Origin of the sequence: Bacillus massiliglaciei, from assembly GCF_900098925.1 — a bacterium.
Taxonomy (GTDB): domain Bacteria; phylum Bacillota; class Bacilli; order Bacillales; family DSM-1321; genus Peribacillus; species Peribacillus massiliglaciei.
In genome coordinates, this window is sequence record NZ_LT622360.1 from 584,730 (window position 1) to 602,846 (window position 18,117).

At 43.6% G+C, this 18,117-nt stretch carries 17 protein-coding genes; 16 read left to right on the plus strand and 1 reads right to left on the minus strand.

Annotation, left to right across the window (positions count from 1 at the left end; genetic code table 11):
- The 11 genes from priA to spoVM all read left to right on the plus strand — a co-directional run bounded on the left by priA (window position 1) and on the right by spoVM (window position 11,617).
- Window positions 1–2,409, plus strand: coding sequence for a primosomal protein N' (gene priA / locus BQ4305_RS19385; RefSeq protein ID WP_110929369.1), 2,409 nt, complete (start codon window positions 1–3; stop codon window positions 2,407–2,409).
- Between the two features lie 106 nt (window positions 2,410–2,515).
- Window positions 2,516–3,001 (plus strand): peptide deformylase, encoded by a 486-nt coding sequence (def, locus tag BQ4305_RS19390; protein WP_110929701.1) that lies wholly within the window; start codon window positions 2,516–2,518, stop codon window positions 2,999–3,001.
- Complete coding sequence (fmt, locus tag BQ4305_RS19395) at window positions 2,998–3,954, plus strand: methionyl-tRNA formyltransferase (RefSeq protein WP_110929370.1); 957 nt, start codon at window positions 2,998–3,000, stop codon at window positions 3,952–3,954. Before def ends, fmt begins: the two co-directional genes overlap by 4 nt.
- Entirely contained in the window at window positions 3,941–5,290 is a 1,350-nt protein-coding gene (rsmB, locus tag BQ4305_RS19400) for a 16S rRNA (cytosine(967)-C(5))-methyltransferase RsmB (protein WP_110929371.1), read from the plus strand. The genes fmt and rsmB overlap by 14 nt, the downstream gene beginning before the upstream one ends.
- On the plus strand, window positions 5,290–6,384 hold the full coding sequence (gene rlmN, locus BQ4305_RS19405; RefSeq protein WP_110929372.1) for a dual-specificity RNA methyltransferase RlmN: 1,095 nt from the start codon (window positions 5,290–5,292) through the stop codon (window positions 6,382–6,384). Before rsmB ends, rlmN begins: the two co-directional genes overlap by 1 nt.
- Before the next feature lie 8 nt (window positions 6,385–6,392).
- Complete coding sequence (locus tag BQ4305_RS19410) at window positions 6,393–7,142, plus strand: Stp1/IreP family PP2C-type Ser/Thr phosphatase (RefSeq protein ID WP_110929373.1); 750 nt, start codon at window positions 6,393–6,395, stop codon at window positions 7,140–7,142.
- Window positions 7,143–7,147: 5 nt separating this feature from the next.
- Window positions 7,148–9,151 carry a Stk1 family PASTA domain-containing Ser/Thr kinase gene (gene pknB / locus BQ4305_RS19415; protein ID WP_110929374.1) on the plus strand — a complete coding sequence of 668 codons (2,004 nt, stop codon included), beginning with the start codon at window positions 7,148–7,150 and terminating at the stop codon, window positions 9,149–9,151.
- A 12-nt stretch (window positions 9,152–9,163) separates the two neighbouring features.
- Entirely contained in the window at window positions 9,164–10,048 is an 885-nt protein-coding gene (rsgA, locus tag BQ4305_RS19420) for a ribosome small subunit-dependent GTPase A (RefSeq protein WP_110929375.1), read from the plus strand.
- 2 nt (window positions 10,049–10,050) lie between these two features.
- Window positions 10,051–10,698 carry a ribulose-phosphate 3-epimerase gene (gene rpe, locus BQ4305_RS19425; RefSeq protein ID WP_110929376.1) on the plus strand — a complete coding sequence of 216 codons (648 nt, stop codon included), beginning with the start codon at window positions 10,051–10,053 and terminating at the stop codon, window positions 10,696–10,698.
- 70 nt (window positions 10,699–10,768) lie between these two features.
- Entirely contained in the window at window positions 10,769–11,422 is a 654-nt protein-coding gene (locus tag BQ4305_RS19430; protein ID WP_110929702.1) for a thiamine diphosphokinase, read from the plus strand.
- 114 nt (window positions 11,423–11,536) lie between these two features.
- Window positions 11,537–11,617, plus strand: a complete 81-nt coding sequence (gene spoVM, locus BQ4305_RS19435) for a stage V sporulation protein SpoVM (RefSeq protein ID WP_046522178.1) — start codon at window positions 11,537–11,539, stop codon at window positions 11,615–11,617.
- A 91-nt stretch (window positions 11,618–11,708) separates the two neighbouring features.
- Here spoVM and rpmB read toward each other — a convergent pair whose 3' ends face one another.
- The gene (rpmB, locus tag BQ4305_RS19440) at window positions 11,709–11,897 is read right to left on the minus strand and encodes a 50S ribosomal protein L28 (protein WP_028392895.1); all 189 of its coding nucleotides are present in this window, start codon (window positions 11,895–11,897) and stop codon (window positions 11,709–11,711) included.
- A gap of 253 nt (window positions 11,898–12,150) precedes the next feature.
- On the opposite strand from rpmB, the gene BQ4305_RS19445 reads away from it, so the two are divergent.
- The 5 genes from BQ4305_RS19445 (at window position 12,151) to recG (ending at window position 18,010) form a co-directional block, all read left to right on the plus strand.
- Window positions 12,151–12,513, plus strand: coding sequence for an Asp23/Gls24 family envelope stress response protein (locus tag BQ4305_RS19445; protein WP_110929377.1), 363 nt, complete (start codon window positions 12,151–12,153; stop codon window positions 12,511–12,513).
- Between the two features lie 18 nt (window positions 12,514–12,531).
- A complete protein-coding gene (locus BQ4305_RS19450; RefSeq protein ID WP_110929378.1) occupies window positions 12,532–14,202 on the plus strand; it encodes a DAK2 domain-containing protein in 1,671 nt (556 codons plus the stop codon).
- 175 nt (window positions 14,203–14,377) lie between these two features.
- The gene (sdaAB, locus tag BQ4305_RS19455) at window positions 14,378–15,040 is read left to right on the plus strand and encodes an L-serine ammonia-lyase, iron-sulfur-dependent subunit beta (RefSeq protein ID WP_110929379.1); all 663 of its coding nucleotides are present in this window, start codon (window positions 14,378–14,380) and stop codon (window positions 15,038–15,040) included.
- A 43-nt stretch (window positions 15,041–15,083) separates the two neighbouring features.
- On the plus strand, window positions 15,084–15,968 hold the full coding sequence (gene sdaAA, locus BQ4305_RS19460) for an L-serine ammonia-lyase, iron-sulfur-dependent, subunit alpha (protein ID WP_110929380.1): 885 nt from the start codon (window positions 15,084–15,086) through the stop codon (window positions 15,966–15,968).
- Window positions 15,965–18,010, plus strand: a complete 2,046-nt coding sequence (recG, locus tag BQ4305_RS19465; RefSeq protein WP_110929381.1) for an ATP-dependent DNA helicase RecG — start codon at window positions 15,965–15,967, stop codon at window positions 18,008–18,010. The genes sdaAA and recG overlap by 4 nt, the downstream gene beginning before the upstream one ends.
- Window positions 18,011–18,117 lie beyond the last annotated feature (107 nt).

Consider the following 18,117-nt stretch of genomic DNA (forward strand, 5'->3'; position numbering starts at 1 on the left):
ATGGATATAGCATCGGTCATAGTAGACGTTCCTGCGCGGCAGACCGACCGGGAATTTGACTATAAGATACCGGTGAAATGGAAGGAAATCATACAGCCTGGAATGCGGGTCATTGTTCCTTTCGGTCCTCGGATGGTGCAGGGATTTGTAACCGGACTGAAAGAAAAAAGCGAATTTAAAAAGCTTAGGTTCATTAAGGAACCGATGGACCTGGAACCTGTTTTGAATGATGAGCTGCTTGGTCTTGCAGACTGGCTCACTGAAGAAGCTATGTGTTTTAAAGTACAGGCTCTTCAGGCGATGCTTCCGGCTGCCTTGAAGGCAAAATATGAAAAGGACATAGAAATTACTGCAGGGAAAAAGAATGAATTATCCTCAGAAATCAGAACCTTTTTTGGAGACAGAACTGCCTTGCCGTGGAAAGAAGCTGTCGATAGTGAATATGCTCCGCAATTGCAAAAAGAATTGAAAGCCGGGAACTTAGAGCTGATACACTATGTCAAAAACCGCTCAAATAAAAAAATGATCCGAACCGTACGGCCGGCACTCCCGGCTGAGGAGATGGCAAACGCGGCCGAGAATCTTAAACAGGCAAAAAAACAGCAGGAAATCATTCGGCAGTTTCAGCAGAATCCCAGTCCCATGGCCGTGAAAGATTTACTGAAACAGACAGGGGCATCTGCCGGAACGGTGAAGGCATTAGTTTCAAAAGGGATTTTGGCTGAATCGGAAGAAGAGGTGTACAGGGATCCTTATGAAAACCGATCCTTCATGAAATCCGATCCGTTTATACTTACGGACCAACAGGCAGCGGCATTAGAGCCGATAAAAGAAAAAATTGAAAATGATCAGCACGATGTCTTTCTCTTATATGGCGTAACGGGAAGCGGAAAAACAGAAATCTATTTGCAGGCCATTGCGTCGGTGATTGAAAAAGGACAAGAGGCGATTATGCTTGTCCCGGAAATTTCTTTAACTCCGCAGACTGTTAAACGATTCAAAGAGCGTTTTGGCAATCAGGTGGCTGTCATGCACAGCGGCCTGTCCGCCGGAGAAAAGTATGATGAATGGCGGAAAATCCATCGCAAAGAAGTGAAGGTTGTAGTGGGAGCCCGCTCTGCGGTTTTTGCGCCTTTTGAACGTCTGGGGCTCATCATCATTGATGAAGAACATGAATCGAGCTACAAGCAGGAAGAAAACCCCCGCTATCATGCGAGAGATGTAGCGATTCGAAGAGCTTCCTCTCATAACTGTCCAGTGATTTTGGGCAGTGCGACTCCGACTTTGGAATCATTTGCCCGAGCACAGAAAAATGTGTATCAGCTATTAACCTTAAGTAAACGGATGAATAATAATGCACTGCCTTCTGTGGAGATTATTGATATGAGGGAAGAACTGCGGGGCGGGAATCGGTCCATGTTTTCTGAAACGCTTTTTAAAAAATTGGAAGAGCGACTTGAGAGGAAAGAACAAACTGTTCTTATGCTAAACAAACGGGGACATTCCTCTTTCGTCATGTGCCGAAGCTGCGGATTGGTCATTAACTGTCCAAATTGTGATATTTCTTTAACGTACCACCGTTTCAGCCACAGCTTAAAGTGTCATTATTGCAATCATGAAGAAGCTATGCCGACTGTTTGTCCAGACTGTGGGAGCGATCATATTCGTTTTTTTGGCACGGGGACCCAAAAGGTAGAAGAAGAACTTGCCAAGATCCTTCCCGAGGCGCGGGTTATTCGAATGGATGTCGATACGACCAGCAGGAAAGGATCGCACGAACGCCTGTTAACTGCGTTCGGAGAAGGAAAAGCGGACATTTTGCTTGGAACTCAAATGATTGCGAAAGGTTTGGATTTCCCCAATATCACTTTAGTTGGCGTTCTGTCGGCAGATACAATGCTGCATCTTCCTGATTTCCGTTCTTCCGAGAAAACCTTTCAGCTTCTCACTCAGGTGAGCGGCAGGGCAGGGAGGCATGAATTGGCAGGAGAGGTAGTCATCCAAACGTATACTCCGGAACATTACAGTATTGAACTTTCGAAGTCCCAGGATTTTGACTCGTTTTATGAACATGAGATGATGATGAGGCGCAGCAGCCATTACCCGCCATATTATTATATGGTCATGATTACCGTTTCTCATGAGGATTTGATGAAGGCTGTAGGAGTAACGGAGCGAATTGCTTCCTATCTGAATGGCTGTCTAAGCAAAAATGCAATAGTGCTTGGACCCGTTGCTTCGCCAATCAGCCGAATCAACAATAGATATCGGTATCAATGTCTGATAAAATACAAACGAGAGCCTTTGCTGAAGCAGCATTTAAGGACGCTGATGGAGCACTATCAGCAGGAAATGCATAGCAATCAATTGCAAATATCCATTGATCTTAACCCGCAAATTATGATGTGAAGAGTTGTTTGCCGCGAGATGCTTTTGCACTCGCGCTTTTCAAGTAAAAGGGGTCTTAATAGATGTAAACTGTATTTGCTGCTACTTATAGGAGGATTTAGTGAATTTGAGCATATTACCAATTGTTATGTATCCTGAAAAAATTTTAAAACAAAAATGCGATAAGGTTACAGTTTTTGATAAAAATTTGGCCAAGCTGTTAAATAGTATGCATGATACCATGGTTGAAGCGGATGGTGTCGGTCTTGCGGCGCCGCAGGTCGGGGTCAAAAAACAAATAGCCGTCGTAGAGGTTGATGAGGAGCAGGGAATCATTGAACTCATCAATCCTGAAATCCTCGAAATATCCGGAGAACAGACGGGAGTGGAAGGATGCCTGAGCTTTCCGGGAATATATGGAGAGGTCAGCCGTCCCTATCGTGTGAAAGTACGTGCTCAGGACCGCAGAGGAATTTATTATGAACTGGAGGCGGAAGATTTCTTTGCCCGGGCGATTCAGCATGAAATCGATCATCTTCAAGGTATTCTGTTTACAAGCAAAATATCCCGGTATATGACAGAAGAAGAATTGGAAAGGTTGGAAGCGGAATGACAAAAATTATTTTTATGGGCACACCAGACTTCTCGGTTCCTGTATTAAAACGCATTATCGATGAAGGGTATGAAGTGGCAGCAGTGGTAACGCAGCCGGATCGTCCGGTCGGGCGAAAAAGAATTCTCACTCCTCCCCCGGTAAAAATCGAGGCGGTAAAGCAGGGAATCCCGGTTTTCCAGCCAGAGAAAATACGCGAAAAAGAAGAGCTGGATAAAATATTACAGCTTCAGCCGGACTTAGTCGTGACAGCTGCATTTGGTCAAATCCTTCCAAAGGAACTGCTTGAAGCCCCGAAATATGGCTGTATCAATGTTCATGCTTCTTTGCTGCCAGAACTGCGCGGCGGAGCTCCTATTCATTATTCCATTATACAAGGGAAAGATAAAACGGGGATTACCATCATGTATATGGCTGAAAAGCTGGATGCAGGTGATATCCTGACTCAGGCGGAAGTGAAAATAGAAGAAGAGGACAACGTAGGAACTTTACATGATAAATTAAGTATTATCGGTGCTGATCTGCTCGCTGACACGCTCCCTAAGCTGCTGAAGGGGGAACTGGAGCCCATGAAGCAAGATGAGTCACTGGCCACTTTTGCCTCGAATATAAAGAGGGCGGATGAAGAAATCAATTGGACAAACGCAGGTGAAGACATATATAATCAGGTCCGTGGCCTCAACCCATGGCCCGTAGCCTATACAATATTGAATGGAGCGGTGCTGAAAATCTGGCAGTCGCAAAAAATAAAGACAGATAAACAGCAGGAGCCCGGAACCATTTTAGATACTAAAGAAGGAATCCTGGTTTCTACCGGCAATCATACATCCATTCTTATTACTGAATTGCAGCCATCCGGCAAGAAAAAGATGAAAGCATCCGATTATTTAAGGGGTGCCGGTTCATTTATTGAAGCGGGAATGAAGTTAGGAGAACAGAATGACACAAACTAAGAAGAGCGTGCGAGAAATTGCTCTGGAAATATTGGAATCAGTTGAAAAAAATCAATCATACAGCAACCTTATGCTGAACAATATGATTAATAAATATCAATTATCTTCTGCTGACAGCGGTTTGCTGACAGAAATCAGCTATGGAACCATCCAGCGGAAAAACACGTTGGATTACTACTTGAAGCCTTTTTTAAAGAACCCTAAAAAAACGATGTCCTGGGTCCTCAATTTGCTCCGTTTGTCCGTATATCAAATGGTTTATCTTGATAAAGTTCCAGATCACGCGATCATATATGAAGCTGTGGAAATCTCTAAAAAAAGGGGCCACAAAGGGATCGTTTCTATGGTTAATGGAATTTTGAGAAATATCCAGCGTTCCGGTGTTCCTTCTTTGGAGGATATTCAAGATCCGGCGGAACGGCTTGCGGTTTCCACCAGTCATCCACTTTGGCTCGTACAGCGTTGGATTAATCAGTATGGATACGAGAAGACGGCTTTAATGTGTGAATTGAATTTGAGTGCGCCCCTCCAGACGGCCAGGGTAAATGTGAAAAAAATCTCGAGAAGTGAACTCCTTCCCATCTTGCGGGAAGAAGGCTTTTACGTAGAAAAAAGTGAAGTCCTGCCAGAAGCGATTGTATGTCTAAGAGGCAATCTCGCCCATTCGGAAAGCTATAAGCTGGGCTATTTATCCATTCAGGATGAAAGTTCGATGCTTGTAGCACATGCATTGGGGGCAGAAGGAAATGACGCTGTTCTTGACTGCTGTGCAGCCCCTGGAGGGAAAACGGCCCATATAGCAGAAGGTTTGACAACCGGGCAAGTTTATGCGCTTGACCTTCATGAGCATAAAGTGAAGCTGATTAAACAGCAGGCAGAGCGTCTTGCTCTTAGGAACATAAAGACCATTGTTACAGACAGCCGAAAAGCGGGTGATCATTTCAGCAAGGAAGGCTTTGACAGAATTTTAGTGGATGCTCCGTGTTCGGGTCTCGGCGTTATGAGACGAAAGCCTGATGTCAAGTATACGAAGACAAAAGATGATATAATGAAGCTTGCAACTATCCAAGAACAGCTTTTGGAAGCTGCGGCTCCCCTTTTGAAGAAGGGCGGACGTTTAATATATAGTACATGTACGGTTGACCGTGAAGAAAACGATTATATCGCCTCTGCCTTTTTGGAAAAGCATCCTGAGTTTGAAAAAGACACAGAGCTTCCCGAAAGGCTTCCTGAAGCAATCAGAGATAAAGCAGAGGAATATAAACTGCAGGTCTTTCCGCAAGACTTAGGCAGTGACGGGTTTTTTATTGCGAGTTTTAGAAAGAAGGTGCTGTAATGGCAGAAATTACGAAATCATCAAGAGTAAGAAAAGAGACAAAGCCGGTGAATCCCTCGATTTATTCTTTGGAGCTCCATCAGATAAAGGAATGGCTGGAGGAAAATGGAGAGAAAGCATTCAGGGGAGATCAAATTTACGATTGGCTGTATAAAAAACGGATTTCTTCATTTGAGGAAATGTCCAATTTGTCCAAACAGCTAAGAGATAAGCTTACTGCCAGTTTCACTTTTACAACACTGAACACGATTATTCAGCAAACATCTGCAGACGGCACAATGAAATTTTTATTTGAACTTCATGACGGATATTCGATAGAAACGGTTTTAATGAGACATGATTATGGCAATTCTATTTGTGTGACTACACAGGTTGGATGCCGTATTGGATGTACGTTTTGTGCTTCAACGCTGGGCGGATTAAAACGAAATCTTGAAGCCGGAGAAATAGTGGCGCAGGTTGTAAAAGTTCAGCAGGCACTGGATGAATCGGATGAAAGAGTCAGTTCACTTGTTATTATGGGAATCGGGGAACCGTTTGATAATTATGACAATATGATGTCTTTCCTTCGGAATATCAATCATGAAAAGGGATTGAATATCGGTGCACGGCATATTACCGTTTCTACAAGCGGGATTATTCCTAAAATTTACAAGTTTGCGGATGAGTCTCTTCAAATCAATTTTGCAGTCTCACTCCATGCTCCGAACACAGAGCTCCGCAGTAAACTGATGCCGATCAACCGCGCCTATAAGCTGCCAGATTTGATTGAAGCAATCAAGTATTACACTGAGAAGACAGGAAGGCGCGTAAGTTTTGAATATGGCCTGTTCGGCGGTGAAAATGATTCGGTCGAGCATGCTGAAGAGCTTGCAGCATTAATTAAAGACATAAAGTGCCATGTGAACTTAATACCGGTTAACTATGTACCGGAACGCAACTATGTGAGAACACCTCGTGAGCAAATTTTTGAATTCGAGAAGACCTTAAAAAAACGAGGCATAAATGTTACGATTCGCAGAGAGCAGGGAAGCGATATTGATGCAGCATGCGGTCAGTTACGTGCGAAAGAGCGTGCCGAAGAAACGAGGTGACCTTACAGATGAAAGCAGTATTTAAGACAGATAAAGGGAAGGTCCGCTTGCATAATGAAGATAATGGCGGAGTTTTCATGAATCCGGAGGGTGTTCGCCTTGCCATCGTAGCTGATGGCATGGGCGGCCACCGTGCGGGTGACGTTGCAAGCGAAATGACAATTAATATCATGAAGGAGTCCTTTACTGAAAGCAGGGGAATTACAACTGCCACAGAGGCTGAAGAATGGCTCCGCAATGAAATAAATCGGGTGAATCTAAAACTTTTTGAACATTCTGAAGCTAATCCGGAATGTAAGGGTATGGGAACAACGGTAGTAGCGGCTGTATGCACCGACAAATTCGCGAGCATTGCGCATATTGGCGACAGCAGGTGCTATATCCATGGCGAATCGGGGTTCAAACAACTAACAGAGGATCATTCGCTTGTCAATGAGCTGGTTCGTTCCGGACAAATTTCAAAAGAAGAAGCAGAGAATCATCCGCGTAAAAATGTTGTCCTGCGCGCTTTGGGCACTGAGCCGGAAGTGGATATTGATGTAACGACGATTATTTTTGAAGAAGGAAATATGCTATTAATCTGTTCAGATGGCTTATCCAATAAAGTAAGTGAGCAGGAGATGAGCCAAATCATTGAGGATGAAAAAGATTTGGATGAAAAAGCCGGTTCTTTGATCAGCCTTGCTAACCAATACGGAGGGGAAGACAACATTAGCCTTGTACTGGTTCAATTTCCTGAAGAAAGCGAAGGCAGGTGAACGCCATGTTGAGTGGAAGAAGAATCAACGGGCGTTATAAACTGCTCGAAATGATAGGCGGCGGCGGAATGGCCAACGTTTATTTGGCGAGAGATATGATTCTTGATCGAGATGTAGCTCTTAAGATTCTCCGAATGGATTTTAATAATGATGAAGAATTCATAAAGCGTTTCAATCGGGAGGCTCAGTCCGCAACCAGTCTGGCGCATTCGAACATTGTCAGTATCTATGATGTCGGCGAAGAAACGGATGTCTACTATATTGTTATGGAATACGTGAAGGGTCTGACTCTGAAACAATACATACAGAAACATTACCCGATCCCGATTGAAACGGCAATGAGCATTATGAAGCAAATTACCGATGCCATTTCACATGCCCATATGAACGGCATTATTCACCGGGATATCAAGCCGCAGAATATTTTAATAGATGAAAACGGAATGGTGAAAATCACAGATTTTGGAATTGCGATGGCTCTAAGCGCTACAAATATCACGCAGACAAATGCAGTATTAGGGTCGGTTCATTATCTGTCTCCTGAACAGGCTAGAGGCGGTATGGCTAATAAAAAGTCTGATATTTATTCATTAGGTATCGTCATGTTCGAATTGCTTACAGGGAGACTGCCGTTTTCCGGAGAATCAGCTGTTTCAATTGCTTTAAAACATCTTCAGTCAGAAACACCGTCTCCGAAGAGGTGGAACCCTGATATTCCCCAAAGTGTCGAAAATATCATTTTGAAGGCCACTGCCAAAGATTCTTATTATCGCTATGAAAGCGTTGATGCGATGGGGGAAGACATTGCGACTGCCTTGGATCCTGACAGAGTCAATGAACCCCCATTTGCTATTCCGGAAGATATGGAAGCAACAAAGGCGATTCCAATCATTACAAATGATCAAATCGATGCCTCAGATGAGACGATTATTAGAAAGCCAGAGATGAAAACAATCCCTGTTGCGCCCCGGCAGGATGACCAACCTGAACCAAAGGGGAAGAAGGGGAAAGATAAGAAACAGAAAAAAAAGAAAGAGAAGAAGAGGCGAAAATGGCCGATTATATTGTTCTCTTTCCTTTTAATTTTGGGGATTCTCTCTGCAACCGCCTATGTTGTCTATCCGAGCGTTTTTGGGCCAAAGGAAGTAACCATCCCGGATTTGACAGGAGAAGAACTGGATGATGCCATAACAGAACTGCTGAATTTAGGACTGGTTATTGACAAAACAATCGAGATTGAAGATGAAGAAGTTCCGGAAGGACAAGTCATTAAAACCGATCCGAAAGAAGGCCGGAAGGTAAAAGAAGGGGCGAAAATCAATCTGTATCAAAGTCTTGGCAAAGAAAAAATCACCCTTTTAGATTATGAAGGCCGCCAGCTCGATTCAGTAGAAAAAGAGCTGAACGAGATGAATTTTCAAGATGTTATTGTTACAGAAGTATTCAGTGATGAAGCAGAAGGTACGATCGTTTCACAAACCCCCGGCGCTGATGCAGAAGTTATCCCTTCGGAAACGAAGATTGAGTTGACAGTAAGCAAGGGTGCCGATAAAATTGCCGTGAAGGATTTGACTGGTTTCAATGAAGCAGCGCTCAATGATTATGAGGCGGAGAGCGGCCTGAAGATATCAAAGGATGAAGAACAATACAGCGATACGGTCGGGGAAGGCATGGTCATTTCTCAGTCGCCGGCGGCAGGCGGGAAAGTGGAAAAAGGCAGTACAGTCAATGTCGTTCTTTCGAAGGGAAAGGAGGAAATTCCTCCGAAGGCGGTTACGAAAGAAGTAACGATCGAATATGACCCGGCAGAGGAAGGTCAACCGCAGAAAGTTCAAATCTTTGTAGAAGACATGAATTCCAGCATGGCTGAACCGATCGATACAATCGAGCTTACTGAAACGATTAAATACAATATAGAAATGACGGTAACACCAGATAAAAAAGCAGCTTATAAAGTAATACGGGATAATAGTGTTATTTTGGAAGACGCAGTGGCGTACCCGGAATAAAGGAGTGAAGTTATGCCGGAAGGGAAAATTGTCAAAGCCTTGAGCGGTTTTTATTATGTGTTGGACGGACAAAATGTAATTCAATGCAGAGGCAGAGGGGTATTTAGAAAGAATAAGGTTACCCCTTTGGTGGGCGATCATGTCGTCTATCAGGCTGAAAATAAGACGGACGGTTATGTACTTGAAGTGAAGCCGAGAGAGAATGAATTGGTGCGGCCGCCCATTTCCAATGTGGATCAGGCAATTTTGGTGTTCTCAGCGATTGAGCCCTCCTTCAGCACGTCCCTGCTTGATCGGTTTCTTGTTTTAATTGAGCATAATGAAATAGAGCCTATCATTGTCATAAGCAAAATGGATTTGCTTGAAGAAGAGGAAGAACGCCGTACTGTATTAAAATATGCAGAAGATTACAGAAAGCTAGGATATGAAGTGCTGGAAACCTCTTCTGTGACTGAATCAGGAGTTAAAAAGCTTATCCCGTATCTGAAAGGCAAGACAAGCGTTTTTGCCGGTCAGTCTGGAGTAGGCAAGTCATCCTTGCTGAACGCAATTGAGCCGAATCTGGATCTAAAGACAGATCATATCTCCAGCCATTTAGGGAGAGGAAAGCATACTACACGCCACGTTGAGCTTATTCACATAGGGGAAGGGCTTGTAGCAGACACTCCGGGCTTTAGCTCGTTGGATTTCACTGATATAGAATCCGAGAGACTGGGCTATTGTTTTCCAGAGATATTTAAATATGGGGAAGAGTGCAAATTTAGAGGCTGCCTGCATGACAAGGAACCTAAATGCGCCGTAAAAAAAGCAGTAGAGGCAAAGGATATTGCCTCCTACCGTTACGAACATTATATGCAGTTTTTACAGGAAATCAGAGACAGAAAGCCGAGGTACTAAAAATGGTTAAAATAGCTCCATCCATTTTGTCAGCGGATTTTGCAAGATTGGGAGAAGAGGTACTTGATGTTGAAAAAGGCGGTGCCGACTATATTCATATAGATGTGATGGACGGACACTTTGTACCAAACATCACGATAGGTCCGCTGATTGTTAAAGCGATTCGGCCGATTACGAAGCTGCCGCTCGATGTCCACCTGATGATTGAGAATCCGGACCGCTATATTGAGGTCTTTGCAGAAGCAGGCGCTGATTATATTACTGTGCATGCAGAAGCGTGCACCCATCTTCACCGGACCGTTCAATTAATAAAATCTAAGGGGATTAAAGCCGGTGCTGTTCTTAATCCAGCTACACCGGTATCTGTCCTGCAGCATATTATTGTGGATTTGGATATGGTCCTTTTAATGACGGTTAACCCCGGATTTGGCGGTCAAAAATTTATTCATTCAGTCCTGCCTAAAATATCTCAATTAAAGAAAATGGCAGAACAATATAATCCTGCTCTTGAAATCGAGGTAGACGGCGGAGTAAACGAAGAAACGGCCAGCCTGTGTAAAGAACAGGGAGCTACAGTTTTGGTAGCGGGTTCCGCTATATATAATGAAAAAGATCGAAAAACGGCCATCAAAAAATTGCGCGGCCACTAAATTAAGAAATCCGTTTCCGTCCATTCTGACGGGCGGATTTTTCTTATTAAAACAACAGGCGGTGAAACATTTGATCATTGGTATTATGGCAGGGGGGCCACCTGAATTATATCCGTCCCTGAATGAGTATAAAAAGAAAGCTGATTTATGGATTGGTGTGGACAGAGGTGTAATTGAATTGGTTAAGTCGGGAATCTCCCCAAAAGCAGCCTTTGGAGATTTTGATTCTATTACAGACACAGAATTAACAGTTATCACGGAGATGATTGGAGATATTCATATTTATCCCCCTGAAAAAGATGAAACGGATTTGGAATTGGCTCTGAATTGGTCGATCGGCCTGAAACCCGAGGAAATTTTTATATTAGGAGCAACGGGCGGGAGAATCGACCATTTCCTGGGAAACCTTCAGCTTCTTCAGAGAAGGGATATACTTGAGCTAAACCGGCAATTGAAAATATATATCGCAGACCGGCAAAACCTGTATACGATCAAAACGCCAGGAACCTATACCTTTGAAAAGGAAGAATATTTGCCTTATTTCTCCCTTCTCCCTGTGACCAATATTGTAAAAGGAATCACTTTAAGAGGTTTTAAATATCCGCTTGAAAAAGCAGATGTGGAAAGAGGCTCTACTCTGACGGTCAGCAATCAACTTATTTCTGATAGGGGGAATGTTTCCTTTTCGGAAGGCATATTAATGGTGATAAGAAGCAGTGATTAACATTCATGCTTTAGCCGAAGAGGACTTATTAATCCTTCATTCGCTATTAAGCTTTACATGACTATGAAGTAAATTCCGCTGACTTGACCGCGGAATATTCAGAGGAGGCGCATGATGAAATTCTATACCATAAAATTGCCGAAGGTTTTGGGCGGCTTGGTAAGAGCTATGCTGGGAGCGTTTAAAAAAGGATGAATCCATAATCCATAACATCCTCATGTCGAGGATGTTATTTTTTTTGATTGGCCAAAATAAAAAGGCATCCGATAGGGATGCCCTTGAACCATTATACGCGCTCTACTTTGCCTGATTTAAGGGCTCTTGCAGAAACATATACGCGTTTCGGTTTACCATCAACTAAAATACGTACTTTTTGAAGGTTAGCGCCCCATGTACGCTTGTTAGCGTTCATTGCGTGGGAGCGTTTGTTACCAGAACGGGTTTTTCTTCCAGTGATCACACATTGACGTGCCATATTATATTCCCTCCTAACTACAGCAAGCTTAAGTTACAATATTAACCTTAAGTCTCATTTAAAATACCTTAATAATTTATCATAGATGCGATGAGAATGCAACACTTCAGTTAATTACTTTCAAGAAAAAAACCTTGACATACCTTCTTGGAAAATGAATTATAATAAGTACTGCAGGACTATTACTTTTAAAACAGGTTACATTATAGTAGAATGTGTTTAGTTGAATTGATTTTTTGGGAGGGAAATGAAAATGTCTATTGAATTACATACAAAATATGGACAAATCGATATCTCGAATGATGTGATCGCAACTGTAGCTGGCGGTGCAGCCGTCGATTGCTATGGAATTGTCGGAATGGCTTCCAAAAAACAATTGAAGGACGGCATAGCAGAAATACTTCGTCGTGAGAACTTTTCGAAAGGTGTTATTGTTCGGCAGGAAAATGATGAAGTGCATATTGATATGTTCATCATTGTCAGCTATGGAACGAAGATTTCTGAAGTTGCCCATAATGTGCAATCAAAGGTGAAATACACACTGGATAAAACGGTCGGGTTGGTTGTTGAATCCGTCAATGTTTTTGTCCAGGGAGTTCGTGTTACGAACCCTTAAGTATAGGAGGAAAGTTTAGTGTCAATTACAAGTTTAAATGGAAAACGTTTTGCAGAAATGATCATCCAGGGTGCGAACCATCTGGCTTCCAATGCCCAAATGGTCGATGCATTGAACGTCTTCCCTGTTCCGGATGGCGATACTGGAACAAATATGAATCTATCCATGACTTCCGGGGCTAAGGAAGTTCAGCATAATGTTCAGGAGCATATTGGTAAAGTAGGGATGTCCTTATCAAGGGGACTGCTTATGGGCGCCCGCGGGAATTCAGGTGTGATCCTTTCTCAATTGTTCCGAGGATTTGCAAAGGCTATAGAGAATAAGTCTGAAATAGACAGCAAAGAATTTTCAGAGGCCTTTGAAGCAGGTGTCCAAACAGCCTATAAAGCGGTCATGAAGCCTGTTGAGGGAACGATCCTGACAGTAGCGAAGGACGCTGCAAAGCAGGCCATTCTTTCTGCCAGGAAAAATGATGACTTAGTTCAGGTTATGGAAGATATAGTGACAGAAGCCAATGCTTCTCTCAAACGGACTCCTGATTTATTGCCTGTCCTCAAAGAAGTGGGAGTGGTTGACAGCGGCGGTCAGGGACTTGTACTGGTCTATGAAGGCTTCCTTGCGGAACTCAAAGGCGAGGCTCTTCCTGCGCGCTCGAAAAATGCTCCGAGCATGGATGATTTAGTGAACGCGGAACATCATATGAATGTTCAAGAACATATTAATACAGAAGATATTAAGTTTGGCTATTGCACAGAATTTATGGTCAGGCTTGAAAAAGATAAGATTGCAGAGAAACCTTTTGATGAAGATACTTTCCGTAAGGACTTAAGTGAATACGGAGACTCTCTTCTTGTGATTTCCGATGAAGAAATCGTCAAAGTGCATATTCATTCCGAACAGCCGGGAAACTGTCTGAATTATGGACAGCAATACGGCAGTCTTATTAAATTAAAGATTGATAATATGCGCGAACAGCATTCCGCAATTGTAGGGGATACGAGTACGCCGCTTGGTCCGATTGCAAAAGAAAGAAGTGAGTACGGGATTGTTTCTGTTGCGATGGGATCAGGTATAAGTGAGCTGTTTGAGAGCATAGGCGCTAATGTGGTCATTGAAGGCGGACAGACAATGAATCCAAGTACAGAGGATATTATCAAAGCTGTGAATGATGCCAATGCGGAAAATGTAATCATTCTTCCGAATAATAAAAATATCATCATGGCTGCACAGCAGGCAGCGGATGTTCTTGATCAAAACGTGATTGTAATCCCGACAAAAACAGTACCTCAAGGAATGGCTGCATTATTAGCTTTTAATCCGGCCAATGATAAAGAGGAAAATGAAAGGTCCATGAAGGATGCACTTCAGTACGTCAAGACCGGTCAGATCACATATGCTGTCCGTGATACGTCAATTGACGGACTGTCTATTGAAAAAGGGGACTTCATGGGACTTGACGAAGGCAAAATCAAAGTCAAGTCTAAACACAAGCTTGAAGTGGCCAAGGAACTGCTTTCAGGTATGGTTGATGAAGATTCAGAAATTCTGACCATTTTTTATGGTGAAGATGCTGAAGAAAGCGAAGTTGAAGAGCTGGCCGCTTTCTGTGAAGCACAATTCGAAGAGCTGGAAGTAGAAATACACAACGGCAGGCAGCCGCTGTATTCCTTCATTTTCTCAATTGAATAATTAGGATATTTCACATGACTGAGGCCGTGCTTCGTCATGTGCTGTCTTTTTTAATGGCAGAACACCTGCCTTAATATTGGAATAAACTGCATAGGTCAATAGGCTATGCAGTTTATTTTTGCGCGGGCCTGATGTGCATTCAACCGGGACTGTATGAATAAAAGGAGTGAAAGGCATGAAATATAAAAGCGTTTTTGATATCATCGGTCCTGTCATGATCGGGCCGTCCAGTTCCCATACTGCGGGAGCTGCCAGGATTGGGAGAGTAGCCCGCAATTTATTCGGCAGAGAGCCTGGCTGGATTGATGTTTCTTTTTACGGTTCTTTCGCGAAGACGTACAAAGGCCATGCTACCGATGTAGCGATCATTGGCGGTATAATGGATTTTGATACCTTTGATGAAAGAATAAAAGACTCTATAAAGATTGCGAAGGAAAAAAATATTAAGGTTACCTTTAAAGAAGAAGACGCTGTGCCGGAACATCCTAATACAGCAAGGGTCTCGATAGGAGATGACAGCGGCAGCCTGGAACTGGTCGGCATTTCGATTGGCGGGGGGAAAATTGAAATTACGGAATTGAACGGCTTTAAACTCCGTTTGTCCGGTCATAATCCCGCGATCCTTGTCGTTCATGATGATAGGTACGGGGCAATTGCCGGTGTATCCAATATTCTCGCTAAGTATCAAATTAATATTGGGCAGATGGAAGTGTCCCGAAAAGAAAAGGGGAAAATGGCGTTGATGACTATAGAGGTAGATCATACGATCGAAGATGTTATTTTACAGGAGATTGGCGCTTTGCCTAATATCACACAAGTTGCAAGAATTGCAGAATAGAAGTTTTTGAGCAATCGGTTTCATATATGGAAGGAGAAGTGCTATGTTCCGAAATGTAGCTGAGCTGGTAAAACTGGCTCAGGAAAATAACAAAAAAATATCCCATTTGATGATTGAACAGGAAATGCGGGTTACCGGCAGAACAAGAAGTGAAATTATGGATCAGATGGGGAATAATCTGGACGTTATGGAACGGGCCGTTGAACGGGGACTGGCTGGGGTGAAATCTTTATCAGGATTAACCGGCGGGGATGCGGTTCTGATGCAAAAATATATAGAAAGCGGAAATTCGCTTTCAGGGGAACTGCTTTTAGATGCGGTCAGCAAGGCTGTCGCAACGAATGAAGTGAATGCAGCGATGGGCACGATCTGTGCAACACCTACTGCCGGCTCTGCAGGTGTAGTGCCTGGAACGTTATTTGCGGTACAAAAAAAGCTGAATCCAACCCGCGAACAAAAGCTGGAGTTTCTTTTTACAGCTGGGGCTTTCGGTTTTGTAGTAGCCAATAATGCATCGATTTCAGGTGCCGCCGGAGGCTGTCAGGCGGAAGTGGGGTCGGCATCCGGGATGGCGGCAGCAGCGATTGTTGAAATGGCCGGGGGTACACCTGCCCAAAGTGCTGAAGCCATGGCCATTACACTGAAGAATATGCTTGGGCTTGTTTGTGATCCTGTGGCTGGACTCGTAGAAGTACCATGTGTAAAACGGAATGCAATGGGAGCAGCAAACGCTATGGTTGCGGCAGACATGGCGCTTGCAGGAATAACAAGCAGAATCCCGTGTGATGAAGTGATTGATGCGATGTACAGAATCGGTCAAACGATGCCTTCTGCGCACAGAGAGACAGGTGAGGGAGGTTTGGCGGCTACACCGACAGGCAGAATGCATGAAGCCAGGATTTTTGGAAAGCCGCAGCAGGCGAGATGAAAGCTTTGACAGATCCCATTTCCTCTATAAAAGGAATAGGAGAGGAAACTGCCGCACTCATGCAGGAACTGAAGATCGAGACAGTCCAGGACTTGCTTGAATATCTTCCTTATAGATATGAAGACTACCGTCTGAAGGATTTAGAAACAGTTGAACATGAAGAGCGTGTCACTGTAGAAGGTAAGGTGCACAGTCTGCCGGTTGTCAATTATTTTGGGAAAAAGAAATCAAGGCTGACAGTGAAGGTTTTGATAGGCCGCTATTTAATTTCTGTGACATTTTTTAATCAGCCTTATCTGAAATCGAAATTGCAGATAAACGAGACGGTAACAGTCACTGGAAAATGGGACCGGAACCGCCAGACCATCAATGGAACGGAATGCCATGTAGGTGCCTACCAAAGTGAAAATGAGTATGAACCAGTTTATTCGGTGAAAGCGCCGCTGACTGTTAAAAGGATGCGCCGTTATATCGGCAATGCATTTAACGATTATGGACATTTGATTGAGGAAAATCTTCCGGAGCAATTTCTTTCATTATATAAACTTCCTGATCGGGCACCAGCCTTAAGAAGCATGCATTTTCCTGTCTCGGCACAGGATGTTAAGCGGGCAAGACGGAGGTTTGTCTATGAAGAATTTCTTTTTTTTCAGCTGAAAATGCAGGCATTAAGAAAAATACAGCGGGAACAATCCAAAGGGATGAGTCAGAAGTATCAACTGAACAAATTGAATGAATTGATAAGTTCTCTTCCATTCTCCCTTACTTCGGCGCAAAAAATGGTCGTTAATGAAATCCTGACAGATATGAAGTCACCGTACAGAATGAATCGGCTGCTTCAGGGAGACGTAGGGTCCGGAAAGACAGTAGTGGCAGCGATTGCCTTATTCGCTTCGTTTTCGGCAGGCTATCAAGGTGCATTAATGGTACCGACCGAAATCTTGGCTGAACAGCATGCGGCATCCTTGAAAGAACTGCTAGAACCTGCAGGATTAAAAACAGCTTTATTAACCAGCTCAATTAAAGGAAAGAAAAGGCGGGAAATTTTAAGTGATCTGAAAGAGGGACGTCTTGATCTCTTAATCGGAACTCATGCGCTGATTCAGGATGATGTAAATTTTAACCAGCTCGGTCTTGTCATTACGGATGAACAGCATCGTTTCGGAGTTGAGCAGCGCCGTGTTTTAAGGGAAAAAGGGGAGAACCCGGATGTGCTCTTTATGACTGCAACTCCGATACCAAGAACTTTGGCAATCAGTGTTTTCGGGGAGATGGATGTTTCTACTATTAATGAATTGCCTGCAGGCAGGAAAACGATTGAAACCTATTGGGCGAAACATCAGATGCTGGAGAGGATTCTTTCGTTTATGGAGAAAGAACTCCAAAAAGGACGGCAGGCTTATGTAATCTGTCCGCTGATCGAAGAATCGGAAAAACTGGATCTGGAAAATGTTCTGGATGTTCATTCTATGCTCACCCATCATTTTGCGGGCCGCTACCGTGTCGGATTAATGCATGGCCGCCTGCCGGCTGATGAAAAAGATGAAGTGATGAAACAGTTCAGTGCCAATGAATCTCAGATTCTTGTTTCCACCACAGTAGTCGAGGTTGGGGTGAATGTCCCGAACGCTACGGTAATGGTTATCTATGACGCTGAACGTTTCGGCCTTGCTCAGCTGCACCAGTTGAGAGGGCGTGTGGGCAGGGGGAGCGAACAGTCCTACTGTATCCTCCTTGCTGATCCCAAAACTGAAAATGGCAAGGAAAGAATGAAGATTATGACAGAGACGAATGACGGATTCGTTGTGTCTGAAAAAGACTTGGAACTTCGCGGACCAGGAGATTTCTTTGGAAGAAAGCAAAGCGGAATGCCGGAATTTAAGGTGGCGGATATGGTTCATGATTATCGTGCACTTGAGGTAGCGCGAGATGATGCTGCCAAGCTGATTGCTTCAGAGAGTTTTTGGAAGGATGAGGAGTACAGACCTTTGCGAAACTATTTGGAAAGAACCGGCGTCTTCTCAGGAGAAAAATTGGATTGAACCATAAATGGCAGATTGCGAGAAATAGACAATGTCTTGCAATCTGCTTTTTGTTTCTATATACTACTATTAGTACCTAGTCATAAAACTGTGGATGGTGACCTTCA